Genomic DNA, 25464 nt, shown 5'->3' on the forward strand with positions numbered 1-25464 from the left:
CGTCGTATTCAGCCGCGCACTGGATTGCCTGCCGCAGCGCTAATTTTCCTTGCGGGTCATCCGTTTCCCATGGACTACCGGGCCTGCCGGCTCGTTGTTCCCCTGGATGGATGAAAGTCGATGAATGCAGATGACGCCCGCACGTTAGCCCGCCGTTTCCTGGCGTTGCCGCTGGAAAAACGTCGGATCTTCCTGGCCGGCTTGCAGCGTGAAGGCGTCGATTTTGCCCAGTTCCCGATCCCTGCCCAGGTGCCGGTGGCCGAGCGCGGGCAGTTGTCCTACGCCCAGCAGCGCATGTGGGTGCTTTGGCAATTGGACCCGCAGAGCGCCGCCTACAACCTGCCCAGCGCCGTGCGACTCAAGGGGCCGCTAGTGGTCGAGGCATTGCAGGCGGCGTTTGCCAGCCTGGTCGAGCGGCATGAAACGCTGCGCAGCGTGTTCGAGCAGGACGCGCATGGCGAGGTTCGCCAGGTGCCGATGGCGCAGGAGCCGCAGGTGCAGCATCTGGACCTCGGCGCGTTGCCGCCGGACGCGCGCGAGGCCCGGGTCAAGGCACTGGCCGAGGCGCAGTCGCTGCAGCCATTCGACCTGGCCAGCGGTCCGCTGCTGCGGGTGCAACTGCTCAAGCTGGCGGCCGACGAGCACGTGCTGCTGCTGACCCTGCACCACATCGTTTCAGACGGTTGGTCGATGAACGTGCTGATCGAAGAGTTCAGCCATCTCTACGGCGCCCACCTGCGCGGCGTGGCGCCGGCGCTGGCGGCGTTGCCGATCCAGTACAGCGACTATGCGTTGTGGCAGCGCTGCTGGCTGGAGGCCGGCGAGAAGGAGCGGCAGTTAGCCTACTGGCGCGCGCAACTGGGCGAAGCGCATCCGCCACTGGAACTGCCGCTGGACCGCCCGCGCCCAGCGGTGCCGAGCTACCGTGGTCGTCGCCATGCCTTCGCTATCGAACCGGCGCTGGCCGAGCAGCTCGGCCGGCTGGCCGGCGAGCAGGGCGTGACGCTGTTCATGCTGCTGCTCGGCGCCTTCAATATTCTGTTGTACCGCTACACCGGCCAGGGCGACCTGCGGGTCGGCGTGCCGATTGCCAACCGTAACCGCAGCGATGTCGAGGGGCTGATCGGGGTATTCGTCAACACCCAGGTACTGCGCGCGCAGTTGGACGGGCAGATGAGCGTGGTGCAGCTGCTGGGCGCGATCAAGCAGGCGGCGGTCGGCGCGCAGGCGCATCAGGACCTGCCATTCGAACAGTTGGTCGAGGCCTTGGCGCTGGAGCGCAGCCTCAGCCACACGCCGTTGTTCCAGGTGATGTACAACCATCAGCCGCAGGTGGCCGACGTTGCCCAACTGAACCTGGAAGGCGGTCTGCAACTGAGCCAGGTGCAGTGGGAAAGCCGCACCAGCCAGTTCGACCTGACGCTGGACACCTACGAGCAGGGCGGTCGCCTGCACGCTGTGCTCGGTTACGCCAGCGACCTGTTCGACCCGGCGAGCATCGTGCGCATGGGCCAGCACTGGCTGGCGCTGTTGCGCGGCATGCTGGCCGACCCGCAGCAGCGTATCGAACAGTTGCCGATGCTGGCGCCGGAGGAATACCAGCGCATCGTCCTCGACTGCAACGCCACCACGCAGGCGTACCCGCTGCAACAGCCGCTGCACCGCCTGATCGAGGCGCAGGTCGAGCGTAGCCCCGAGGCCACGGCGCTGCTGTTTGGCGGCCAGGCGCTCAGCTATCGTGCGCTGAACGCTCGCGCCAACCAGCTGGCGCACTGCCTGCTGGCGGCCGGGGTGGGCCCGGACAGCCTGGTCGGGATCGCGCTGGAGCGCTCGCTGGAGATGGTGGTCGGCTTGCTGGCGACGCTCAAGGCAGGCGCTGCCTATGTGCCGTTCGACCCGGAGTATCCGGCCGAGCGGCTGGCGTACATGGTCGAAGACAGTGCTGTGCAGTGGGTGCTGACCCAGGCGCAGCTGGTCGAGCGCCTGCCGCTGGAGGGGGTGCGCCGGCTGGTGCTGGGCGAGGGCGGGGTGGCGCTGGATGGCTTCAGCGACGCCAACCCGCAGGTGGTGGTCGATCCGCGGCAACTGGCCTATGTGATTTATACCTCCGGCTCTACCGGCCGGCCGAAGGGCGCTGGCAACAGCCATGCGGCGCTGGTCAACCGCCTGTGCTGGATGCAGCAGGCGTATCCGCTGGAGGCCCGCGACACCGTGTTGCAGAAGACCCCGTTCAGCTTCGACGTGTCGGTATGGGAGTTCTTCTGGCCGCTGATGACTGGTGCGCGGCTGGCGGTGGCCGGGCCTGGCGATCATCGCGATCCGGCGAAGCTGGTGGCGCTGATCGAACAGCATCAGGTCACTACGCTGCACTTCGTCCCGTCCATGCTGCAGGTCTTCCTGCAGTCTTTGGATTCCCCGCAATCCTTGTCGGCGTCGGCAAGGCCGGCTCCCACAGGGGCGGATGCGCTTGCGGTGCTGCGGCGGATCATTTGCAGCGGTGAGGCACTGCCGGTCGACGCCCAGTTGCAGGTCTTTGCCAAGCTGCCAAAGGTCGCCCTCTACAACCTCTACGGCCCCACCGAAGCCGCTATCGATGTCACCCACTGGACCTGCATCGACGAAGGCCGCGACAGCGTGCCTATTGGCCAGCCCATCGCCAACCTGCACACCTATGTCCTCGACGCGAGCCTTGCGCCGGTCCCGCCGGGGGTTTCCGGTGAGCTTTACCTTGGCGGCCAGGGCCTGGCGCGCGGCTACCACCGGCGCCCGGCGCTGACCGCCGAGCGTTTCGTGAGCGATCCGTTCGGCAGTGGCGGGCGCCTGTACCGCACCGGCGACCGCGTGCGCCAGCGCGAAGACGGCGTGATCGAATACCTCGGCCGCTTCGATCATCAGGTAAAGATCCGTGGCCTGCGCATCGAACTGGGCGAAATCGAAGCGCGCCTGGCCCAGCACGCGCTGGTCCGCGAAGCGGTGGTGCTGGCCCATGATGGCCGTCAGTTGGTTGCCTACCTGGTGCTCGCTGCCAACCCCGACGGCTGGCCGCAACAGCTCAAGGACTGGCTGCTGCAAGCCCTGCCGGAATTCATGGTGCCGAGCCACCTGCTCAGCCTCGACCGACTGCCGCTGACCGCCAACGGCAAGCTCGATCGCAAGGCCCTGCCAGCGCCGCACGCCAGCGTGCGTAACGACTACGCCGCGCCGCAAAACGCCACCCAGCAGCAACTCGCCACCCTCTGGCAAAGCCTGTTGGGGGTGGCGCAGGTCGGCCTCGACGACAACTTCTTCGAACTCGGCGGCGATTCGATCATCGCCATCCAGCTGGTCAGCCGCGCCCGGCAGTTGGGCCTGCACTACACCCCGCGCGACCTGTTCCAGTACCAGACCGTGCGCAGCCTGGCCGCCGTTGCCGGGCGTGGCACCCAGGTGCAGGCCGAGCAGGGCCCGCTCAGCGGCAGCGTCGAGCTGACGCCGATCCAGCACGCCTTCTTCGCCCAAACCATGGCCGTGCGCAGCCACTGGAACCAGTCGCTGCTGCTCACCCCGCGCCAGGTGCTGGATGCCGCCAGCCTGCGCAGCGCCGTCGGCCAGCTGCTGCAACAGCACGACGCCCTGCGCCTGCGCTTCAGCGAACGCCCGGAAGGCTGGCAGCAGTACCACGCCGACGCCGCGCTCGACGCCAGCTTCGCCGTGGCCGAAGCGGCCGACCGCGACGCCCTCGCCGCGCTCTGCGAGCAAACCCAGCGCAGCCTGGACCTGGCGCAAGGCCCGCTGCTGCGCGCGCTGCTGGTGCAGCTGGGCGATGGCAGCCAGCGCCTGTTGCTGGTGATCCACCACCTGGTGGTCGACGGCGTGTCGTGGCGCGTGCTGCTGGAAGACTTGCAGCTGGCCTATCAGCAACAACCGCTTGCGGCCAAGACCAGCGCCTGGCAGGCCTGGGCCGCGCGTTTGCCGGCACTGGCACAGCAGCACAGCGTCGAGCTTGCCTACTGGCGCGCGCAGAGCGTGCCCGGCGAGTTGCCGGTCGATTACCCGCAGGGCGACCTGAGCAACCGTAGCGGGCGCACGCTGGACAGCCGTTTCGATGCCGAACTGACCCGCCAGCTGTTGCAGCTGGCGCCGGCGGCCTACCGCACCCAGGTCAACGACCTGCTGCTGACTGCCCTGGCCCGCGTCGTCGCACGCTGGAGCGGGCAGGACGCAGCGCTGCTGCAGTTGGAAGGGCACGGTCGCGAAGACGTGTTTGCCGATATCGACCTGTCGCGCACCGTCGGCTGGTTTACCACGCTGTTTCCGCTGCGGCTGACCCCGGCGGGCGGGCTTGGCGAGTCGATCAAGGCCATCAAGGAGCAGTTGCGCGCCGTGCCGGGCAAGGGGCTGGGCTTCGGCCTGTTGCGCTATCTGGGCAGCGATGTCGAGCGCGCTACGCTGGCCGACCTGACCGCGCCGCGCATCACCTTCAACTACCTCGGCCAGTTCGACCAGCAGTTCGATGCCCAGGCGCTGTGGGCGCCGGCCGCCGAATCCAGCGGCGTGGCCCAGGACGAGCAGGCGCCGCTGGCCAACTGGCTGACCGTGGAAGGCCAGGTGTATGGCGGCGAACTGGGCCTGCGCTGGGGCTATAGCGCGGCGATGTACCCGCCGCAAACCATCGCCGCACTCGCCGCCGATTTCGAGCAGGAACTGCGCGCGCTGGTTGCGCATTGCTGCCAGTTGCCGGTGGCCGAGGCAACCCCGTCGGACTTCCCGCTGGCGCGCCTCAGCCAGGCCGCGCTGGACACGTTGCCGGTGCCGCTGGCGGCACTCAGCGACATCTACGGGGTATCGCCGATGCAGCAGGGCATGCTGTTCCACAGCCTGCTGGAGGAGGATGCCGGTAACTACATCAATCAATTGCGCCTGTCGATCGACGGCCTCGACCCGCAACGCTTCCAGGCCGCCTGGCAGGCCACCCTGGCCGCCCACGACATCCTGCGTACCGGCTTTGCCTGGCAAGGTGCGCTAGAGCAGCCAGTACAGGTGGTCTACCGCGACCTCGAACTGCCGTTCGTCAGCCTCGACTGGCGCGGCCGCGAGGCATTGGCGCAGGCGCTGGACGCGCTGGCCGCCAGCGAACGCGAGCGAGGCTTCGACCTGCTGGCCGCGCCGCTGCTGCGCTTGCAACTGGTGCGCACCGCCGAACAGGCGTACCACCTGATCTACACCCATCATCACGTGCTGATGGACGGCTGGAGCAACGCCCGGTTGCTTGGCGAGGTGCTGCAACGCTACAGCGGCCAGGTGCCGACAGTGGCGTCTGGGCGATACCGCGATTACATCGCCTGGCTGCAACGTCAGGATGCACTGGCCAGTGAGGCGTTCTGGCGTGAGCGGCTGGCCCCGCTGCCAGGGCCGACCCGGCTGGCCCGCAGCCTGCCGTGCGAGCAGCCGGGCAGCGGCTTTGCCGATCATTACCGGCAACTGTCGGTGGATCGCTTGCAGCAATTGAACGCGTTTGCCCGGGCCCAGAAGGTTACGCTCAACACCGTGGTGCAAGCGGCCTGGCTGTTGCTGTTGCAGCGCTACAGCGGCCAGTCGACGGTGTGTTTCGGGGCCACGGTGGCTGGGCGTCCGGCTGCGCTTGCCGGGGTGGAGCAGCAGATCGGGCTGTTCATCAACACCTTGCCGGTGATTGCCAGCCCACCGGGCGATCAGCGCGTGGGCGACTGGTTGCAGGCTGTGCAGGCGCTGAACCTGAGCCTGCGCGACCATGAGCACACGCCGTTGGTGGATATCCAGGGCTGGTTCGGCCAGGGCGGCGCGGCGCTGTTCGACAATATTCTGGTGTTCGACAACTACCCGCTTGGCGACGCCTTGCAGCAGGCCGGTAGCGACCTGCGCTTTGGTGCGGTGGACCACCGCGAGCATACCCATTACGCGCTGACCCTGGCCGTCGGGCAGGGGCAGGGCCTGTCGCTGCACTTCAGTTACGACCGTGGGCAGTTCGAGGCGCAGGCCATCGAAGCGTTGGCCGGGCATCTGGATTGCCTGCTTGAAGGCGTGTGCGGGTCGGCGGAGCGAGCGCTGGGGAACCTGGCGTTGGTGACGCCGGAGGCCCTGCGACAGGGCCAGGAGTGCTGGAATGCCACGGCCACCGCGTACCCGTTGCAGCGCAGCGTGCAGGCGCTGATCGAGGCGCAGGTGGAGCGGGCGCCCGATGCGCCGGCGCTTGTGCTTGATGAGGTTGAGCTGACCTACGCCGAGCTGAATGCGCGGGCGAACCAGCTGGCGCATCGGTTGATTGAAGCGGGGGTTGGGCCGGATGTGCTGGTGGGCATCGCGGCCGAGCGTTCGCTGGACATGGTGGTGGGCTTGCTTGGGGTGCTGAAGGCGGGCGGGGCGTATGTGCCGCTGGATCCTGAGTATCCCGAGGAACGACTGGCCTATATGTTCGAGGACAGTGGCATTCGTCTGTTGCTGACGCAGCGGCATCTGCTGGAGGCGCTGCCGATTCCCGCTTCGTTGGCCACGCTGCTGCTGGATGAATCGCTCGACGATTACGCCACGCATAACCCGAATGTTGAGGTGACCGGGGAAAACCTGGCCTATGTGATTTATACCTCGGGCTCGACGGGTAAGCCGAAAGGCGCAGGCAACCGCCACTCGGCGCTGACCAACCGCTTGTGCTGGATGCAGCAGGCGTATGGGTTGGATGGCAGCGACACCGTTTTGCAGAAGACCCCGTTCAGCTTCGACGTGTCGGTATGGGAATTCTTCTGGCCGTTGATGACCGGGGCCCGGCTGGCACTGGCGGCGCCGGGGGATCATCGCGATCCGGCGAAGCTGGTCGAGCTGATCGAACGGCATCAGGTCACCACGCTGCACTTCGTCCCGTCGATGCTCCAGGTCTTCCTCCAATCCCTTCCAGAATCCATGGAAGCTGGCTCTTCTGTGGGCGCGGGCTTGTCCCGCGGTCGAGCGCGCAGCGCTCGCCAAGAGTCGCATTCAGCGGATTTGCTGGCGCTTCGCAGCCGTTCGCGGGACGAGTCGGGTCGCCGCACCGCCGCTCCTACAGGTGGCGGTGGCGTCAGACGCATTATTTGCAGTGGTGAGGCATTGCCTGTCGATGCCCAACTGCAAGTCTTCGCCAAGCTACCAGAGGCCAACCTCTACAACCTCTACGGCCCCACCGAAGCCGCCATCGACGTCACCCACTGGACCTGCGTCGACGAAGGCCGCGACGGCGTGCCTATTGGCCACCCCATCGCCAACCTGTCGACCTTCATCCTCGACCCGGAACTGAACCCGGTCCCGGTCGGCGTCATCGGCGAACTGTACCTGGGCGGCGAAGGCCTGGCTCGCGGCTACCACCGTCGCCCCGGCCTCACCGCCGAGCGCTTCATGACCAGCCCGTTCGGCAATGGCGAACGCCTGTACCGCACGGGCGACCTGGCCCGTTACCGCGCCGACGGCGTGATCGAATACGCCGGCCGCATCGACCATCAGGTGAAAATCCGTGGCCTGCGCATCGAGCTGGGCGAGATCGAAGCGCGCCTGAACGAGCAGGATCCGGTCCGCGAGGGGGTGGTCCTGGCCCTGCCAGGCGCCAGCGGCCAGCAACTGGTCGGCTACGTGGTGCCCACCGACACCAGCGCCGACGAAAGTGTCCTACGCGAGCAGATCAAAACCCGCCTCAAGGAACACCTGCCGGACTACATGGTCCCGGCCCAATGGGTGTTCCTCGGCGAATTCCCGCTCAGCCCCAACGGCAAGCTGGAACGCAAGGCGCTGCCCAAGCCCGACGCTAGTCAGGGGCACGGCGGCTACCGCGCGCCGCAGAGCGAGCTGGAACAGCACCTGGCGCTCATCTGGCAGGAGGTCCTGCAGGTAAGCCGGGTGAGCCTCGACGACGACTTCTATCAGCTCGGCGGCAACTCGCTGCAACTGGTCATGCTGCAATCGCGCCTGCGTGCCGGCCTCGCCCGCGACGTGCAACTGCGCGACATCCAGGGCCTGCGCACGCTCGCGGAGCTGGCCGCCTACCTGGAAACAACACCATCCGAAGAAGGGCTTGGTTCAGAGCTCGATCTGATTTTCGACGCGCTCGATGAACTGGAGGAAAACCATGCTTAAGCACAGCCCCGCACGCACAGAGGAACTGGTCGCACGGATCGGGGGCCTGGACTCGGGCAAGCGCCGTCAACTGTTCGCCAAGCTGCACCAGGCCGGGGTCGCGGTGGCCCGTCTGCCGATCGTACCGGCCAGCGAGGGCGGCGCCTTGCCGCTGTCGTCTGCCCAGCAGCGGCAACTGTTCCTCTGGCAGCTCGATCCGCAGGGCTGCGCCTACAACCTGCCGGCGGCGCTGCGTTTGCGCGGCACGCTGGACGTGGCGGCGTTGCACGCCAGCTTCCAGGCCCTGCTTGAACGTCAGGGCAGCTTGCGTACGCGCTATGTGCAGGTGGATGAGCAGGCCCGTCAGGTGCTGGCCGAGGCCAGCGAGCTGGTTATCGAAGCGCAGCCGTTGGCGCTGAGCGGGCAGGGCGTCGAGGGGGCGATCCAGGCCTGTATCGAGGCCGAACTGACCGAGCCGTTCGACTTGCTGCAAGGCCTGCCGCTGCGCGTGCGCCTGCTGCGCATTGCTGACGACGATCACCTGTTGCTGCTGACCTTGCACCATATCGCCACCGATGGCTGGGCCATGGGGGTGCTGGTCGAGGAGCTGCTGGAGCTCTACAGCGCCGCCGTGCTCGGCCGCGCCGCACAGCTGCCGGCCTTGCCGGTGAGCTATGCCGACTATGCGCAATGGCAGCACGAGTGGATGGATGCTGGCGAGCGCGAGCGCCAGCTGGGCTACTGGCGCGAACGCCTGGGCAGCGAACACCCGGTGCTGGAACTGCCCGGCGACCGCCCGCGGCCGACCCGCCAGCGCTACCGTGGCGCCCACATCGAGGTGCCGCTGAGTGCCGAACTGAGCGCCCGGCTGCGGGCCTTGGCGCTGCGCGAGCAGGTGACCCCATTCATGCTGTTGCTGGCCTCGTTCGAGGTGCTGTTGCACCGCTACAGCGGCCAGGCCGACCTGCGTATCGGCGTGCCGAATGCCAACCGCAACCGCTTGGAAACCGAGCGTTTGATCGGGCTGTTCGTCAACACCCAGATCTTCCGGGCTCAACTGCATGGCGCGCAGCCGTTCAGCGCGCTGCTGCAAGAGGTTGCCGAGGCGGCGCAGGAGGCCCAGGCCCACCAGGATCTGCCGTTCGAGCAACTGGTCGAGGCCTTGCAGCCGGCGCGCAGCCTCAGCCACAACCCGCTGTTCCAGGTGATGTTCAACCACCAGCCGCAGGCGCAACGCTTGAGCGCGGTGGCGTTGCCCGGCCTGTACGTCGAAGGGCTGGAGCTGGCCAGCAGCACTGCACAGCTGGACCTGACGCTGGAAACCTATGACGCTGCGGAGGGCTTCACGGCGCGGTTTGTGTACGCCACCGACCTGTTCGAGGCGTCGACCATCGAGCGCATGGCGCGGCATTGGCTGAACCTGCTGGAAGGGATTGTCGCGGCACCGGATACGCGGGTGGCGGACCTGCCAATGCTGGACGCGGATGAGCGCTGGGCGATGGTCGAGGGCTGGAATGCCACGGCGACCGAATACCCCTTGCAGAGCAGTGTTCAGGCGCTGATCGAGGCACAGGTGGAGCGTGTGCCCGATGCGCCGGCGTTGCTGTTTGGTGAGGTGGAACTGAGCTATGCCGAGCTGAATGCGCGGGCGAACCAGCTGGCGCATCGGTTGATCGAGGCGGGGGTTGGGCCGGATGTGCTGGTGGGCATCGCGGCCGAGCGTTCGCTGGACATGGTGGTGGGCTTGCTTGGGGTGCTGAAGGCGGGCGGGGCGTATGTGCCGCTGGACCCTGAGTATCCCGAGGAACGACTGGCCTATATGTTCGAGGACAGCGCTATTCGGCTGCTGCTGACCCAAAAGCATCTGTGCGAGGCGCTGCCGATTCCCGCTTCCCTGGCCACGCTGCTGCTGGATGAGCCGTTGGACGGCTATGCCACGCATAACCCGAATGTTGAGGTGACCGGGGAAAACCTGGCCTATGTGATTTATACCTCGGGCTCGACCGGCAAACCGAAAGGCGCAGGCAACCGCCACTCGGCGCTGACCAACCGCTTGTGCTGGATGCAGCAGGCGTATGGGTTGGATGACAGCGACACCGTGTTGCAGAAGACCCCGTTCAGCTTCGACGTGTCGGTATGGGAGTTCTTCTGGCCGTTGATGACCGGGGCCCGGTTGGCACTGGCGGCGCCGGGGGATCATCGCGATCCGGCGAAGCTGGTCGAGCTGATCGAACGGCATCAGGTCACCACGCTGCACTTCGTCCCATCGATGCTCCAGGTCTTCCTCCAATCCCTTCCAGAATCCATGGAGGCTGGCTCTTCTGTGGGCGCGGGCTTGTCCCGCGATCGAGCGCGCAGCGCTCGCCAAGAGTCGCATTCAGCGGATTTGCTGGCGCTTCGCAGCCGTTCGCGGGATACAGGGGGCGGTGGCGTCAGACGCATTATTTGCAGTGGTGAGGCATTGCCAGTCGATGCCCAACTGCAAGTCTTCGCCAAGCTACCAGAGGCCAGCCTCTACAACCTCTACGGCCCCACCGAAGCCGCCATCGACGTCACCCACTGGACCTGCGTCGACGAAGGCCGCGACGGCGTGCCTATTGGCCACCCCATCGCCAACCTGTCGACCTTCATCCTCGACCCGGAACTGAACCCGGTCCCGGTCGGCGTCATCGGCGAACTGTACCTGGGCGGCGAAGGCCTGGCTCGCGGCTACCAGCGTCGCCCCGGCCTCACCGCCGAGCGCTTCATGACCAGCCCGTTCGGCAACGGCGAACGCCTGTACCGCACGGGCGACCTGGCCCGTTACCGCGCCGACGGCGTGATCGAATACGCCGGCCGCATCGACCATCAGGTAAAAATCCGTGGCCTACGCATCGAGCTGGGCGAGATCGAAGCGCGCCTGAACGAGCAGGATCCGGTCCGCGAGGCGGTGGTCCTGGCCCTGCCAGGCGCCAGCGGCCAGCAACTGGTCGGCTACGTGGTGCCCACCGACACCAGCGCCGACGAAAGCACCCTGCGCGAGCAGATCAAAAGCCGCCTCAAGGAGCACCTGCCGGACTACATGATTCCGGCCCAATGGGTGTTCCTTGCTGAATTCCCGCTCAGCCCCAACGGCAAGCTGGAGCGCAAGGCCCTGCCCAAGCCCGACGCCAGCCAGCAGCAAGCCGCCTACATCGCCCCACACAGCGAACTGGAACAACGGATTGCCGCGATCTGGCAGGACGTGCTCAAGGTAGAGCGCGTCGGCCTGGTGGATAACTTCTTCGAACTCGGCGGCCACTCCCTGCTGGCCACCCAGATGACCTCGCGTATCCGCCAGGCACTGGGCCTGGCCGTGCCGCTCAACGCCGTGTTCGAAGCCGCCACCCTCGGCGAGTTCGTTCAGGCCCTGGCCAGCCGCCCAACCCAGCAACGTCCACCACTGAAACGCCTGGCGCGCGGCGAGTCGCTGGCACTGTCCTATGCCCAGGAGCGGCAATGGTTCCTCTGGCAACTCGACCCGAGCAGCGCCGCCTACCATATCCCCATGGCCCTGCGCCTGCGCGGGCCGCTGGACACGGCGAGCCTGCAGCACAGCTTCGACAGCCTGGTCAGCCGTCATGAGTCGCTGCGCACCACCTTGCGCAGTGATGCCGAGCACGCCCGGCAGTGGATCAACCCGCCCGCGCCGGTGCGCATCGAACAGGTTGCGGTGGCCAACGAAGCCGAACTGCACACCAGCCTGGAGGCCGAGGTGCGTCGGCTGTTCGACCTGCACAACGGCCCGCTGCTGCGAGTCAAACTGTTCCGCCTCGGTCACGACGAACACGTGCTGCTGCTGACCCTGCACCACATCGTTTCCGACGCCTGGTCGATGCAGGTGCTGGCCGAGGAACTGATCGAACTGTACGCCGCCGCCCGCGAGCAACGCAGCGCGGTGCTCGCGCCGCTGCCGGTGCAATACGCCGACTACGCCCTGTGGCAGCGCCAGTGGATGCAGGCCGGCGAGCGCGAGCGGCAATTGCAGTACTGGCTCGAACAGCTCGGCGGCGAGCAGGCGGTGCTGGAACTGCCTACCGACCACCCGCGCCCGGCCGTGCAGAGCTACCGGGGGGCGCGCTTCGACATGCAACTGCCGGACAGCCTGGCCGCCGGCCTCAAGCGCCTGGCCCAGCAGGCCAACGCCACGCCGTTCATGCTGCTGCTGGCGTCGTTCCAGGTCCTGCTGTACCGCTACAGCGGCCAGGCACAGATCCGCGTCGGCGTGCCGATTGCCAACCGCAACCTGCTGGAAACCGAACGGCTGATCGGCTTCTTCGTCAACACCCAGGTGCTCAAGGCCGAGTTCGACCCGCAGCTGCCGTTTAGCGTGGCGCTGCAACAGGTGCGGCGCACCGCGCTGGACGCCCAGGACCATCAGGACCTACCGTTCGAACAGCTGGTCGACGCCCTGCAACCGGAGCGCAGTCTGAGCCACACACCGCTGTTCCAGGTGATGTTCAACCACCGCAGCCACGACCTGCGCCAGGCCCTCGGCCAGCGCCTCGACGACCTGCAGATCGAGGAGCTGGCCTGGCAAGGCGGGACCGCCCAGTTCGACTTGACCCTCGACACCTACGAAACCGCCCACGGCCTCAATGCCGCGCTGACCTACGCCAGCGACCTGTTCGAGCCGGCGACCATCGCGCGCATGGCCGGGCACTGGCTGAACCTGTTGCAGGCGGTGCTGGCCGACCCGCAGCAATGCCTGGGCGATCTGCCCTTGCTCGGTGCCGCCGAGCGCGAGCAACTGGTGCAGCGCTGGCAGCCGCTGGACAGCCGCTGGCACGACCTGCAACCGGTGCACCAGCGCATCGCCGGCTGGGCCGAACGGACCCCGCAGGCCATCGCCGTGCACTGCGCCGGGCGGCAACTGAGCTTTGCCCAGCTGGAGGCCCAGGCCAATGCCCTGGCGGCCGAGCTGGTCGCCCGTGGCATCGGTGCGGAAACCCTGGTGGGCATTGCGCTGCCGCGCTCGGTGGAGATGATTGTCGGCCTGCTGGCCATCCACAAAGCCGGCGCCGCCTACGTGCCGCTCGACCCGCAATACCCGCGCGAGCGCCTGGCCTTCCTGATCGAGGATGCGGCCATCGCCTTGCTGCTCAGCACCTCGGCCCTGGCTGCGACATTACCGGTGCCGGCCGGGCTGGCGCTGCTGGCCCTCGACCAGCTCGACCTGACGGCGGCCAACGTAGCGGCGCCGCAGGTGGCAATCGATCCGCGGCAGCTGGCCTACGTGATCTACACCTCCGGTTCCACCGGCCAGCCCAAGGGCGTGACGGTCGAGCACGGCCCACTGGCCATGCACTGCCAGGCCATCGGCGCGCGCTATGAAATGAGCCCAGCCGACTGCGAGCTGCACTTCATGTCGTTCGCCTTCGACGGTGCCCACGAGCGCTGGCTGACCGCGCTGACCCACGGCGCCCGCCTGCTGTTGCGCGACGACAGCCTGTGGAGCCCGGAGCAGACCTACGAGGCGATGCGCGCGCACGGCGTCAGCGTCGCCGCGTTCCCGCCGGCCTACCTGCAACAGCTGGCCGAGCATGCCGAGCGCGACGGCCATCCGCCGAACGTGCGGGTGTACTGTTTCGGTGGCGATGCGGTGCCGCACGCCAGCTTCGAACTGGCCAAGCGCGCGCTGCGCCCGCAGTACATCATCAACGGCTACGGGCCGACCGAAACCGTGGTCACCCCGCTGATCTGGAAGGCCGGCCGCGACGACAGCTGCCAGGCCGCCTACGCGCCGATCGGCACGCGCATCGGCGAACGCAGCGCGCAGGTGCTCGACAGCGGTCTGGCGCTGCTGCCGGTCGGCCTGGTTGGCGAGCTGTACCTGGGCGGCAGCGGGGTCGCCCGTGGCTACCTGCGCCGGCCGTCGCTGACGGCCGAGCGCTTTGTGCCGGATCCGTTCGGCGCCGCCGGGGCGCGCCTGTACCGCAGCGGCGACCTGGTGCGCCAGCGTGCCGACGGCGTGGTCGACTACCTCGGGCGCATCGACCATCAGGTCAAGGTGCGCGGTTTCCGCATCGAACTGGGTGAGATCGAGGCGCGCCTGCAAGACCTGCCCGAGGTTCGCGAGGCGCTGGTGCTGGCTCGCGAAAGCGCCCTCGGCGCGCAGCTGGTGGCCTACCTGACCCTGACCGAGCACGGCCCGGCGCTGGACGACCGCGACGGCCTGATGCGCAGCCGCGCGGCGCTCAAGGCGGCGCTCAAGCAGGCGCTGCCCGGCTACATGGTGCCGAGCCACCTGTTGTTCCTCGAATGCTGGCCGCTGACGCCCAATGGCAAGGTCGACCGCAAGGCCCTGCCAGCCCCTGACCTGGGTGCTTTGCAGCAGGACTACCTGGCCCCGGAAACCGACCTGCAACGGCAGATCGCTGCGGTCTGGCAGCAGGTGCTGCAACTGCCGCAGGTAGGGCTGGGCGACAACTTCTTCGAACTGGGCGGGCACTCGCTGCTGGCGACCCAGGCGACCGCGCTGCTGCAACGACAACTCGCCGGCAACATTCCGCTCGACCTGCTGTTCAAGGCCGCTGCCTTGAGCGATTACGCGCTGAGCGTGAGCGGCTGTGTCAGCACCACGCTGGATGAAGACCTGAGTGATATGTACGACTTTCTTGCTGAACTGGAGGCCAACTGAAATGGCTGGGATGGACAACGTCGCGCTGGTTCAGCGTTTCATCAAGCTGCCGCTGGAACAGCGCAAGGCCTTTTTCGACAAGCTCGCCAGCAAGGGCATGAGCCTGGCGCAGCTGCCGATCCCGGTTAGCTGCGCAGGCCTGGCGCGCTTCGAAACCTCCTACGCGCAGCAGCGCCAGTGGTTCCTCTGGCAACTGGAGCCGGACAGCCCGGCCTACCATATTCCGGCCGCCCTGCGCCTGCGCGGGGTGCTCGACATCGATGCGCTGCAACGCAGCTTCGACGCGTTGCTGGCGCGCCACCAGACCCTGCGTACCACCTTCGAGGAAGATGGCGGTCAACTGCTGCAAGTGGTGGCGCCACAGGTCGAGCTGCACATCGAGCATGAACAGTGGGCGGCGATGGCTGACCGGCAACAGCGCGAAGCGCGTTTGACCGCCTTCATCGACGAACAGACCCGACGCCTGTTCGACCTGCAACAGTCGCCACTGATGCGCGTGACCCTGCTCAGCCTGGGCAACGACGAGCACGTGCTGGTGATGGTGCTGCACCATATCGTCTCCGACGGCTGGTCGATGGGGGTGATGGTTGACGAACTGCTGCAGCTCTATGCCGGGTTCAGTCGTCAGCAACCGGCGCCGTTGCCGCCGTTGCCGATCCAGTACGGCGACTACAGCGTGTGGCAACGGCGCTGGATGGAGGCCGGCGAACGCGAGCGCCAGTTGGCCTACTGGACGGCCCAACTGGGCGGCGAGCAGGTACTGCTGGAACTGCCCACCGACTTCCCGCGTCCGGCACAGCAAAGCTACCGTGGCGCGCGCCTGGACCTCGACCTGCCGGCCGCCCTCGGCCAGGCGCTCAAACGCCTGGCGCAGCGCGAGAACTGCACGCCGTTCATGGTCCTGCTGGCCTCGTTCCAGGCGTTGTTGCACCGCTACAGCGGCCAGCGCGATATCCGCATCGGCGTGCCGATCGCCAACCGCCACCGTGCGGAAACCGCCGGTTTGATCGGCTTCTTCATCAACACCCAGGTGCTCAAGGCCGAGGTTGACCCGCGCCAGCCGTTCGCCGAGCTGCTGCGGCAGGCCCGCGACACCACGGCGGCGGCCCAGGCGCACCAGGACCTGCCGTTCGAGCAACTGGTCGAAGCGCTGCAGCCGGCGCGCAATCTCAGCCACGGGGCGCTGTTCCAGGTGATGCACAACCACCGCAGCGAAGCACCGCGGGCAGTGCCGAGCAACGACCTCGGTCTGCAGATCGACAACCTGGTGCTGCCGAGCCATTCGAGCAAGTTCGACCTGACCCTGGAAACCCTGGAGCATCCGCAAGGCTTCAGTGCCTCGCTGATCTATGCCTACGACCTGTTCAGCGCCGCAACCATCGAGCGTCTGGCCGGGCACTGGCTGAACCTGTTGCAGGCGGTGCTGGACAACCCGCAGCTGGCGGTGGGCGACTGCGACCTGCGCAGCGCCGACGAGCAGGCCCAGACCCTGGGCGAGGTGCACACCGCTGGCGAGCTGCCGTCGGTGGTCGAACGCTTCGAGGCCAATGCCGCGCTGTATCCGCAGCGTCTGGCGGTGGTCGCCGGGATTCAGGCGCTGAGCTACGCCGAACTGGAACGGCGGGCCAATGCCCTGGCCGCGCGGCTGGTTGCGCAGGGTATCGGCAGCGATTGCCGGGTCGGCATCGCCGCCGAGCGCTCGGTGCACTGGCTGGTGGCCGTGCTGGCCGTACTCAAGACAGGCGCCGCCTACCTGGCGCTGGATATCGCCAGCCCGGCCGAGCGGCAGTGCCAGCTGCTGGAAGACAGCGGCGTGGCTGCGCTGCTCTCGGACGGCAGCCTGCCGGCCGGGCTGAACCCGGCGCTGGCGGTACTGGCGATCGAGGCAGCGGGCGAGCAGGGCGGTGTCGCGCTGCCCAGCCGCGCGCGCCTGAGCGGCGAGCCGGCCTACATCGTCTACACCTCCGGCTCCACCGGCCGGCCGAAGGGCGTGGTGGTCAGCCATGCCGCGCTGGCCAATTATGTCGATGGTGTGCTGGCGCGGATTCCGCTGGCTGAAGCGAGCAACCTGGCGATGGTCTCCACGGTGGCTGCCGACCTCGGTTACACGCTGCTGTTCGGTGCCCTGTGCGCCGGGCAGACCCTGCACCTGATCGATGCCGAACGGATGATGGATGCCGACGGCTTTGCCCGCTACATGGATGAACAGCAGATCGATGCGCTGAAGATCGTGCCGTCGCACCTGGCAGCCTTGCTCAAGGTCGAGCAGGCGCAGCGCGTGCTGCCGCGCCAGTGCCTGATCCTCGGCGGCGAAGCCTGCTCGGCCGGGCTGCTGGACGAGATCGAGCGGCTCAGCCCGCACACCGCCGTGTTCAACCACTACGGCCCGAGCGAAACCACTGTCGGGGTGCTGGCCGGCGCCATGCAAATGAGCGAACGCGGCACCGCGCTGCTCGGTCAGCCGCTGGCCAACAGCCGGGTGCAGGTGCTCGACGACGAGCTGCACGCGGTGGCCCGTGGTGTGGCTGGCGAGCTGTACATCGGCGGCGCCGGCCTGGCCCAGGGCTATCTGGACCAGCCGGGGCTGACCGCCGAACGCTTCGTACCGGATCCGTTTGCCGCCGATGGCAGCCGCCTGTACCGCAGTGGCGACCGCGTGCGCCTTGGCAACCGTGGCCTGGAATACCGTGGGCGGGTCGACGATCAACTGAAGATTCGCGGCTTCCGCGTCGAGCCGGGCGAAGTGGCGGCGGCGCTACGCCAGTTGCCAGGCGTCGCCGAGGCGCTGGTGCTGGCGCGCGATACCGGCGTCGGTCGTCAGTTGGTGGCCTATGTGCTCGCCACTGAGCCGTCGGCGGACCCGGCCGTGCAGGCGCAGTTGCGCGACACGCTGCTCGCCGCGCTCAAGGCCGAGTTGCCGGACTACCTGCTGCCGGCGCACCTGCTGGTGCTGGAGCAACTGCCGTTGAACGCCAACGGCAAGCTCGACCGCAAGCGCCTGCCGGAGCCCGCTCAGCTGGCGGGTGCAGGTGCCTGGCAGGCACCGCAGGGCGAGATGGAAAGCCGGATCGCAGCGATCTGGCAAGGCGTGCTCAAGGTCGAGCGGGTCGGGCGCAACGACAATTTCTTCGAGCTGGGCGGCGACTCGATCATCTCCATCCAGGTGGTCAGCCGCGCGCGCCAGGCGGGGATTCGCTTCAGCCCCAAGGCGCTGTTCCAGCACCAGACCGTACAGGCCCTGGCCTGCATCGCGCAGATCGAAACCCGGGGCAGTGACGCCCAGGTCGAGGTCAGTGGCAGTGCGCGCCTGTTGCCGATCCAGCAGGCGTTCTTCGCCGCAGCGATGCCGCAGCAGGATCACTGGAACCAGTCGGTGCTGCTGACCCCGGCCGCGCCGTTGCAGGCCAGCCGCGTCGAACAGGCCGTGCAGGCGCTGGTGCGCCAGCATGACGCCTTGCGCCTGCGCTTCAGTCATGACGGCGAGCAGCACTGGCGCGCCGATTTCATCGAGTGGCCGACCCTGCAAGCGGCCTGGGCCAAGGCACCGCTGCTGTGGCAGGCGGAAGTTGCCGATGCCGACGCACTGCTGGCGCTGGGTGAGCAGGCCCAGCGTAGCCTCGACATCGAACAGGGCCAGTTGCTGCGGGCGGTGCTGGCGACCCTGGCCAATGGCGAGCAGCGCCTTTTGTTGGTCATCCATCACCTGGTGGTGGATGGGGTGTCCTGGCGGATTCTCTTCGAAGACCTGCAACAGGCCTATCAGCAGTTGCAGGCAGGCCGCGCGGTGGAACTGCCGGCCAAGACCAGCTCGGTGCAGCAATGGGCCGAGCAGCTGCATGCGTATGCCGCCAGCCCGGCGCTGGCCGCCGAAGTGGCGTTCTGGTGCAACCAGCTGGACGGCGCCCGCGCCGAGTTGCCATGCCGCAACCCGGATGGTGCGCGGCAGAACCGTCATGCGCGCAGCGTGCAACTGCAACTCGATGCCGAGCAGACTCGGCAATTGCTGCAACAGGCCCCCGCAGCCTACCGCACCCAGGTCAACGACCTGCTGCTGACCGCGCTGGCCCGTGCCGTCGCGCCCTGGAGCGGGCAGGCCGGGGCGCTGGTGCAGTTGGAAGGGCACGGCCGCGAGGACCTGTTCGAACAGCTCGACCTTACCCGCACCCTCGGCTGGTTCACCAGCAAGTACCCGGTGTGGTTGCAGCCCGCTGCCGAACGCGGTGCGTCGCTGAAGGCGGTCAAGGAGCAACTGCGCGCGGCGCCGAACAAGGGCCTCGGCTTCGCGGTGCTGCGCTACCTCGGTGACGCAGATGCGCGCGCGACGCTGGCGGCCTTGCCGAGCCCGCGCATCACCTTCAACTACCTTGGTCAGTTCGACAGCAGTTTTGCCGGCGAGCAGGCGGCACTGTTCGCCCCGGCCCGCGAGGCCGCCGGTGCCGAACAGAGCCCGGACGCGCCGATGGGCAACTGGCTGACCCTGACCGGCCAGGTCTACGATGGCCGCCTGCGCCTGAGCTGGACGTTCAGCAGCGAGGTCTTCGACGAGGCGGCGATCCAGGCCCTGGCCGAGGCCTACCTGAACGAACTGCAGTGCCTGATCGAGCATTGCCTGAGCAGCGCTGCCGCTGGCGTGACACCGTCGGACTTCCCGCTGGCGCCGCTGAACCAGGCCCAGCTGGACAGCCTCGACCTGCCGCTGGGCAACCTCGACGACCTCTACCCGCTGTCGCCGATGCAGCAGGGCATGCTGTTCCACAGCCTGTACGCCGAGACCGCTGGCGACTACATCAACCAGATGCGCCTGGACATCGACGGCCTCGACCCGCAGCGTTTCCGCGCGGCCTGGGCGCGCTGCGTCGAGGCGCATGCCATCCTGCGCAGCGGCTTTGTCTGGCAAGGTGCCCTGGAGCAGCCGTTGCAAGTGGTGTTCAAGCAGGTCGAACTGCCGTTCGAAGTGCATGACCTGCGCGGCGTCGGCGACGTGCGTCAGGCGCTCGATGCGCTGGCCGCCGCGCAACTGGCGCAGGGCTTCGTGCTCGGCCAGGCGCCCTTGCTGCGGCTGCTGCTGGGGCGTACCAGCGAGCAGGGTTATCACCTGATCTACACCCATCACCACATCCTGATGGACGGCTGGAGCAGTTCGAGGCTGCTCGGCGAGGTACTCCAGCATTACCGCGGTGCTGGGCCAGTGGGCAGCGTTGGGCGCTACCGCGATTACATCGCGTGGCTGCAACGCCAGGACGCTGCGGCCGATCAGGCGTTCTGGCAACGCCAACTGGCGAACCTCGACGAGCCGACCCGGCTAGCCGATGCGCTGGTCCGCCCACCCGCTGGCGCGGTGGGCTACGGCAACCACTACCAGGTGCTGGATGCCGGCAAGACCCGCCAACTGGGCGAATTTGCCCGGCAACAGAAAGTCACCCTCAACACCTTGGTGCAGGCGGCCTGGCTGCTGATTCTGCAACGCTACAGCGGCAAGCCCGACGTGTGCTTCGGCGCCACCGTGGCCGGGCGCCCGGCCGAGCTGCCCGGGGTCGAGCAGCAGATCGGCCTGTTCATCAACACCCTGCCGGTAATTGCCCGGCCGGAAGCCCGGCAGCCGCTCGGTGATTGGCTGCAACAGGTGCAGGCCTGCAACCTGGCGCTGCGCGAGCACGAGCACACGCCGCTGTTCGATATCCAGCGCTGGGCCGGGCAGGGCGGTGCGCCGCTGTTCGACACTATCCTGATCTTCGAGAACTACCCGGTGTCCGAGGCGCTGGCGCAGCAGGCGCCGAAAGACCTGCGCTTCGGCGAGATCGCCAACCACGAGCAGACCAACTACCCGCTGGCGCTGGCGGTCGGCCTTGGTGAGACCCTGTCGCTGCACTTCAGCTTCGCCCACGCGCAGTTCGGCGTTGCGGCCATCGAGCGCCTCGGCGCGCAGCTGGAGCAACTGCTCTGTGGCATGCCGGCGAACCCCGCGCGCCCCCTCGGCGAGCTGCAACTGCTTGGCCAGGCTGAGCGCGAGCAGGTGTTGCACGCCTGGAACAGCACGGCGGTGGCGCATGACCTGCACCTGAACATCGCCCAACGCTTCGAACGGCAGGTGGACCAGGCGCCGCACCACCCGGCACTGGAGTTCGCCGGCCAGACCCTCAGCTACGCCGAGCTCGACCGCCGCGCCAACTCGCTGGCCCACGCGCTGATCGAGCGCGGCGTGGGGCCTGACGTGCTGGTCGGTATCGCGGTGGAGCGCAGCCTGGAGATGATCGTCGGCCTGCTGGCGGTGCTCAAGGCCGGCGGCGCCTACATCCCGCTGGACCCGGCGTACCCCGAGGAACGCCTGGCCTACATGATCGAGGACAGCGGCATTAATCTGCTGCTGACCCAGGCGCACCTGCTGGCGAGCCTGCCGCTGCCGCCACAGGTGCAGGCACTGCTGCTGGACCACGCCGACACCGCGTTTGCCGATTACCCGGCGAGCCGGCCGTCGTCTGCCGTGCAGGCGGACAACCTGGCCTACGTGATCTACACCTCCGGCTCTACCGGCAAGCCCAAGGGGGTGATGATTGCCCATGCCGCGCTGGTCAACTTTGTCGCGAGCATGGCGGCTTGCCCGGGGCTGGCGCGCGGCGAGCGGATGCTCTCGCTGACCACCTTCTCGTTCGATATCTTCGGCCTGGAAATCTACCTGCCGTTGCTGGTCGGGGCCACGGTGATCCTGACCGAGAAAGCCACCAGCATGGACCCGAGCGCGGCCCTGGCGCTGATCGAACAGGCGCGGGTCAGTGCCCTGCAAGCCACCCCATCGACCTGGCGCATGCTGCTCGACCACGAGCGCGCCGAGGTGCTACGCGGGCGTCGGCTGTTGTGCGGCGGTGAAGCGCTGCCGGACGCACTGGCCCAGCGCATGCTGGCGCTGGAGGCCCAGGTGTGGAACCTCTACGGCCCGACCGAGACCACCATCTGGTCGGCCGTGCAGCCGCTCAGCCGGATGGCGCCGCAGCCTTGGCTCGGGCGGCCGATCGACAACACCCAGTTGCACCTGCTCGACACCGAGCTGGAGCCGAACCCGATTGGCGTCGCCGGCGAGCTGTTGATCGGCGGCGCCGGCCTGGCCCGTGGCTACTTGCACCGGCCCGCGCTGACCGCCGAGCGCTTCGTCCCCAACCCGTTCGCCAGCAACGGCGAACGCCTCTATCGCAGCGGCGACCTGGCGCGTTACCGCGAGGACGGCGTGGTCGAGTACATCGGCCGCATCGACCATCAGGTGAAGATTCGCGGTTTCCGCATCGAACTGGGCGAGATCGAAGCGCGCCTGCTGGCGCACCCGCAGCTGCGCGAAGCGGCCGTGCTGGCCCAGGACGGGCCTGGCGGGCAGCAACTGGTCGCTTACCTGGTGCCGGCCGACAGCCAGTGGCTGAGCGCGCCGACCGCGCAGCAGCTGGAACAGCGCGACCAGTTGCGCGCCTGGCTGCGCGAGACGCTGCCGGAGTTCATGCTGCCGGCGCACCTGTTGCTGCTGGAACGCTTCCCGCTGACGCCTAACGGCAAGCTCGACCGCAAGGCCCTGCCCAGCATCGATCAGGCCCACCTGCGCAAGGCCTACCGTGCGCCGCAGAGCGAGCTGGAGCAGCAGTTGGCCGCGATCTGGTGTGCGGTGCTGGAGGTCGAGCAGGTGGGGCTGGACGACAACTTCTTCGACCTCGGCGGGCACTCGTTGCTGGCGACCCAGGTGATGGTGCGGGTGCGCAACCAGTTGCGCACCGAAATAGCCCTGAAGGCGTTGTTCGACAGTGCCGATCTGGCCGGCTTTGTCCAGCGTGTCCAGGCCTTGCGCCAGGGGGGGTCGGCGCTGGATGAAGAATTGGCTAAATCTTTGGAGGCCCTCAAACGTTTATCAAGCGTTGAACTGGAGAAGCTAATTTCCGAGTGAGGGTGTTGCGGTGCAAGAGTTGATCGAGTCGGTAGGTGGGCTGTCGCAGAACCAACGCAAGGCCTTGGCGGTTCTGCTAAAGCAAAAAGGCATCAACTTGTTTGCGCTGGTTCCCGTGTTCAAGCGCCAGGCGGATGAGCCACTGCTGCTGTCGTATGCCCAGGAACGCCAGTGGTTTCTCTGGCAACTGGACCCGCACAGCGCGGCCTACCACATCCCGACCGCCTTGCAACTGCGCGGGGCTTTGGATGTAGCGGCGCTGGAGCGCAGCTTCGCGGCGCTGATTGCCCGTCACGAAAGCCTGCGTACGGTGTTCGTCGAGGACGGCGAGCGTACCGTGCAGCAGGTGCTGCCGCGCCTGGACGTAGCGCTGACCCGGCAGCGCCTGCCGGCTGCGGTAAGCCCGCAGCAGCGCGACGCCTGGGGCCGTGCTTTCGCTGCCGAGCGCAGTGCGCTGCTGTTCGACTTGCAGCAGGGGCCGCTGCTGCGCCTCGACCTGTTGCAACTGGCGGACGACGAGCACGTGCTGCTGGTGACCTTGCACCACATCATTACCGACGGTGCTTCGATGCAGTTGATGGTCGAGGAGCTGGTGCAGTTCTACGGCGCCTTCAGCCAGGGCCGGGCCCTGGAATTGCCGGCGTTGCCGGTGCAGTACCCGGACTACGCCCTGTGGCAACGGCAGTGGATGGAGAACGGCGAGCGCGAGCGTCAGTTGGCCTACTGGACGACGCAACTGGCGGGTGAGCAGAGCGTGCTGGCGCTGCCCACCGATCATCCGCGCCCGGCCGAGCAGAGCTTCCGTGGTGCACGCTGGCCGGTGGTGTTGCCGCCGGTCCTGAGCCAGGGCCTGAAAGCGCTGGCCCAGCGCGAGGGTGTGACGCCGTTCATGCTGTTGCTGGCCTCGTATCAGCTGTTGTTGCAGCGCTACAGCGGCCAGGACGATATCCGTGTCGGCGTGCCGATTGCCAACCGCAATCGTGCCGAAACCGAGCGCTTGATCGGCTTCTTCGTCAACACCCAGATTCTCAAGGCCAGCTTCAGCGAGGGGCTGACCTTCCGCGCCTTGTTGCAGCAGGTGAAAGACACCGCCTTGCAGGCCCAGGCGCATCAGGACCTGCCGTTCGAGCAACTGGTCGAGGCCTTGCAGCCGGTGCGCAGCCTGAGTCACAGCCCGCTGTTCCAGGTGCTGTTCAACCACCAGAACGCCGGGCGCGCAGTGGCGACCGGGCCAGCCTCGGCACTGCGCGTGGAGCCGCTGAGTTGGCAGAAGCAGACCTCGCAGTTCGACCTGACGCTGGATACGTTCGAGTCGGCCGAGGCGTTGTCGGCGGCGTTTACCTACGCCACCGACCTGTTCGAGGCATCGACCATCGAGCGCATGGCGCGGCATTGGTTGAACCTGCTGGAAGGGATTGTCGCGGCACCGGATACGCGGGTGGCGGACCTGCCAATGCTGGACGCGGATGAGCGCCGGGCGATGGTCGAGGGCTGGAATGCCACGGCGACCGAATACCCCTTGCAGAGCAGTGTTCAGGCGCTGATCGAGGCACAGGTGGAGCGTGTGCCCGATGCGCCGGCGTTGCTGTTTGGTGAGGTGGAACTGAGCTATGCCGAGCTGAATGCGCGGGCGAACCAGCTGGCGCATCGGTTGATCGAGGCGGGGGTTGGGCCGGATGTGCTGGTGGGCATCGCGGCCGAGCGTTCGCTGGACATGGTGGTGGGCTTGCTTGGGGTGCTGAAGGCGGGCGGGGCGTATGTGCCGCTGGACCCTGAGTATCCCGAGGAACGACTGGCCTATATGTTCGAGGACAGTGGCATTCGTCTGTTGCTGACGCAGCGGCATCTGCTGGAGGCGCTGCCGATTCCCGCTTCGTTGGCCACGCTGCTGCTGGATGAATCGCTCGACGATTACGCCACGCATAACCCGAATGTTGAGGTGACCGGGGAAAACCTGGCCTATGTGATTTATACCTCGGGCTCGACGGGTAAGCCGAAAGGCGCAGGCAACCGCCACTCGGCGCTGACCAACCGCTTGTGCTGGATGCAGCAGGCGTATGGGTTGGATGGCAGCGACACCGTTTTGCAGAAGACCCCGTTCAGCTTCGACGTGTCGGTATGGGAATTCTTCTGGCCGTTGATGACCGGGGCCCGGCTGGCACTGGCGGCGCCGGGGGATCATCGCGATCCGGCGAAGCTGGTCGAGCTGATCGAACGGCATCAGGTCACCACGCTGCACTTCGTCCCGTCGATGCTCCAGGTCTTCCTCCAATCCCTTCCAGAACCCATGGAAGCTGGCTCTTCTGTGGGCGCGGGCTTGTCCCGCGATCAAGCGCGCAGCGCTCGCCAAGAGTCGCATCCAGCGGATTTGCTGGCGCTTCGCAGCCGTTCGCGGGATACAGGGGGCGGTGGCGTCAGACGCATTATTTGCAGTGGTGAGGCATTGCCTGTCGATGCCCAACTGCAAGTCTTCGCCAAGCTACCAGAGGCCAACCTCTACAACCTCTACGGCCCCACCGAAGCCGCCATCGACGTCACCCACTGGACCTGCGTCGACGAAGGCCGCGACGGCGTGCCTATTGGCCACCCCATCGCCAACCTGTCGACCTTCATCCTCGACCCGGAACTGAACCCGGTCCCGGTCGGCGTCATCGGCGAACTGTACCTGGGCGGCGAAGGCCTGGCTCGCGGTTACCACCGTCGCCCCGGCCTCACCGCCGAGCGCTTCATGACCAGCCCGTTCGGCAACGGCGAACGCCTGTACCGCACGGGCGACCTGGCCCGTTACCGCGCCGAC

Annotated in this window: 4 protein-coding genes; all 4 read left to right on the top strand. The window is 67.4% G+C overall.

Features of this window, described 5'->3' with window-relative positions; all coding sequences use genetic code 11:
• Positions 1–120 precede the first annotated feature (120 nt).
• Positions 121–8112: a non-ribosomal peptide synthetase gene (locus DCO48_RS18900; protein ID WP_116552130.1), complete on the top strand. Its 7992-nt coding sequence runs from the start codon at positions 121–123 to the stop codon at positions 8110–8112.
• Entirely contained in the window at positions 8105–14749 is a 6645-nt protein-coding gene (locus tag DCO48_RS18905) for a non-ribosomal peptide synthetase (protein WP_256584097.1), read from the top strand. The genes DCO48_RS18900 and DCO48_RS18905 overlap by 8 nt, the downstream gene beginning before the upstream one ends.
• Before the next feature lies 1 nt (position 14750).
• Positions 14751–22667, top strand: coding sequence for a non-ribosomal peptide synthetase (locus DCO48_RS18910; protein WP_116552132.1), 7917 nt, complete (start codon positions 14751–14753; stop codon positions 22665–22667).
• Between the two features lie 10 nt (positions 22668–22677).
• A partial coding sequence (locus DCO48_RS18915; protein ID WP_256584098.1) for a condensation domain-containing protein occupies positions 22678–25464 on the top strand: 2787 nt, incomplete at its 3' end.

The organism is Pseudomonas sp. SDI (assembly GCF_003105155.1).
In the GTDB taxonomy this organism is placed as follows: Bacteria; Pseudomonadota; Gammaproteobacteria; order Pseudomonadales; family Pseudomonadaceae; genus Aquipseudomonas.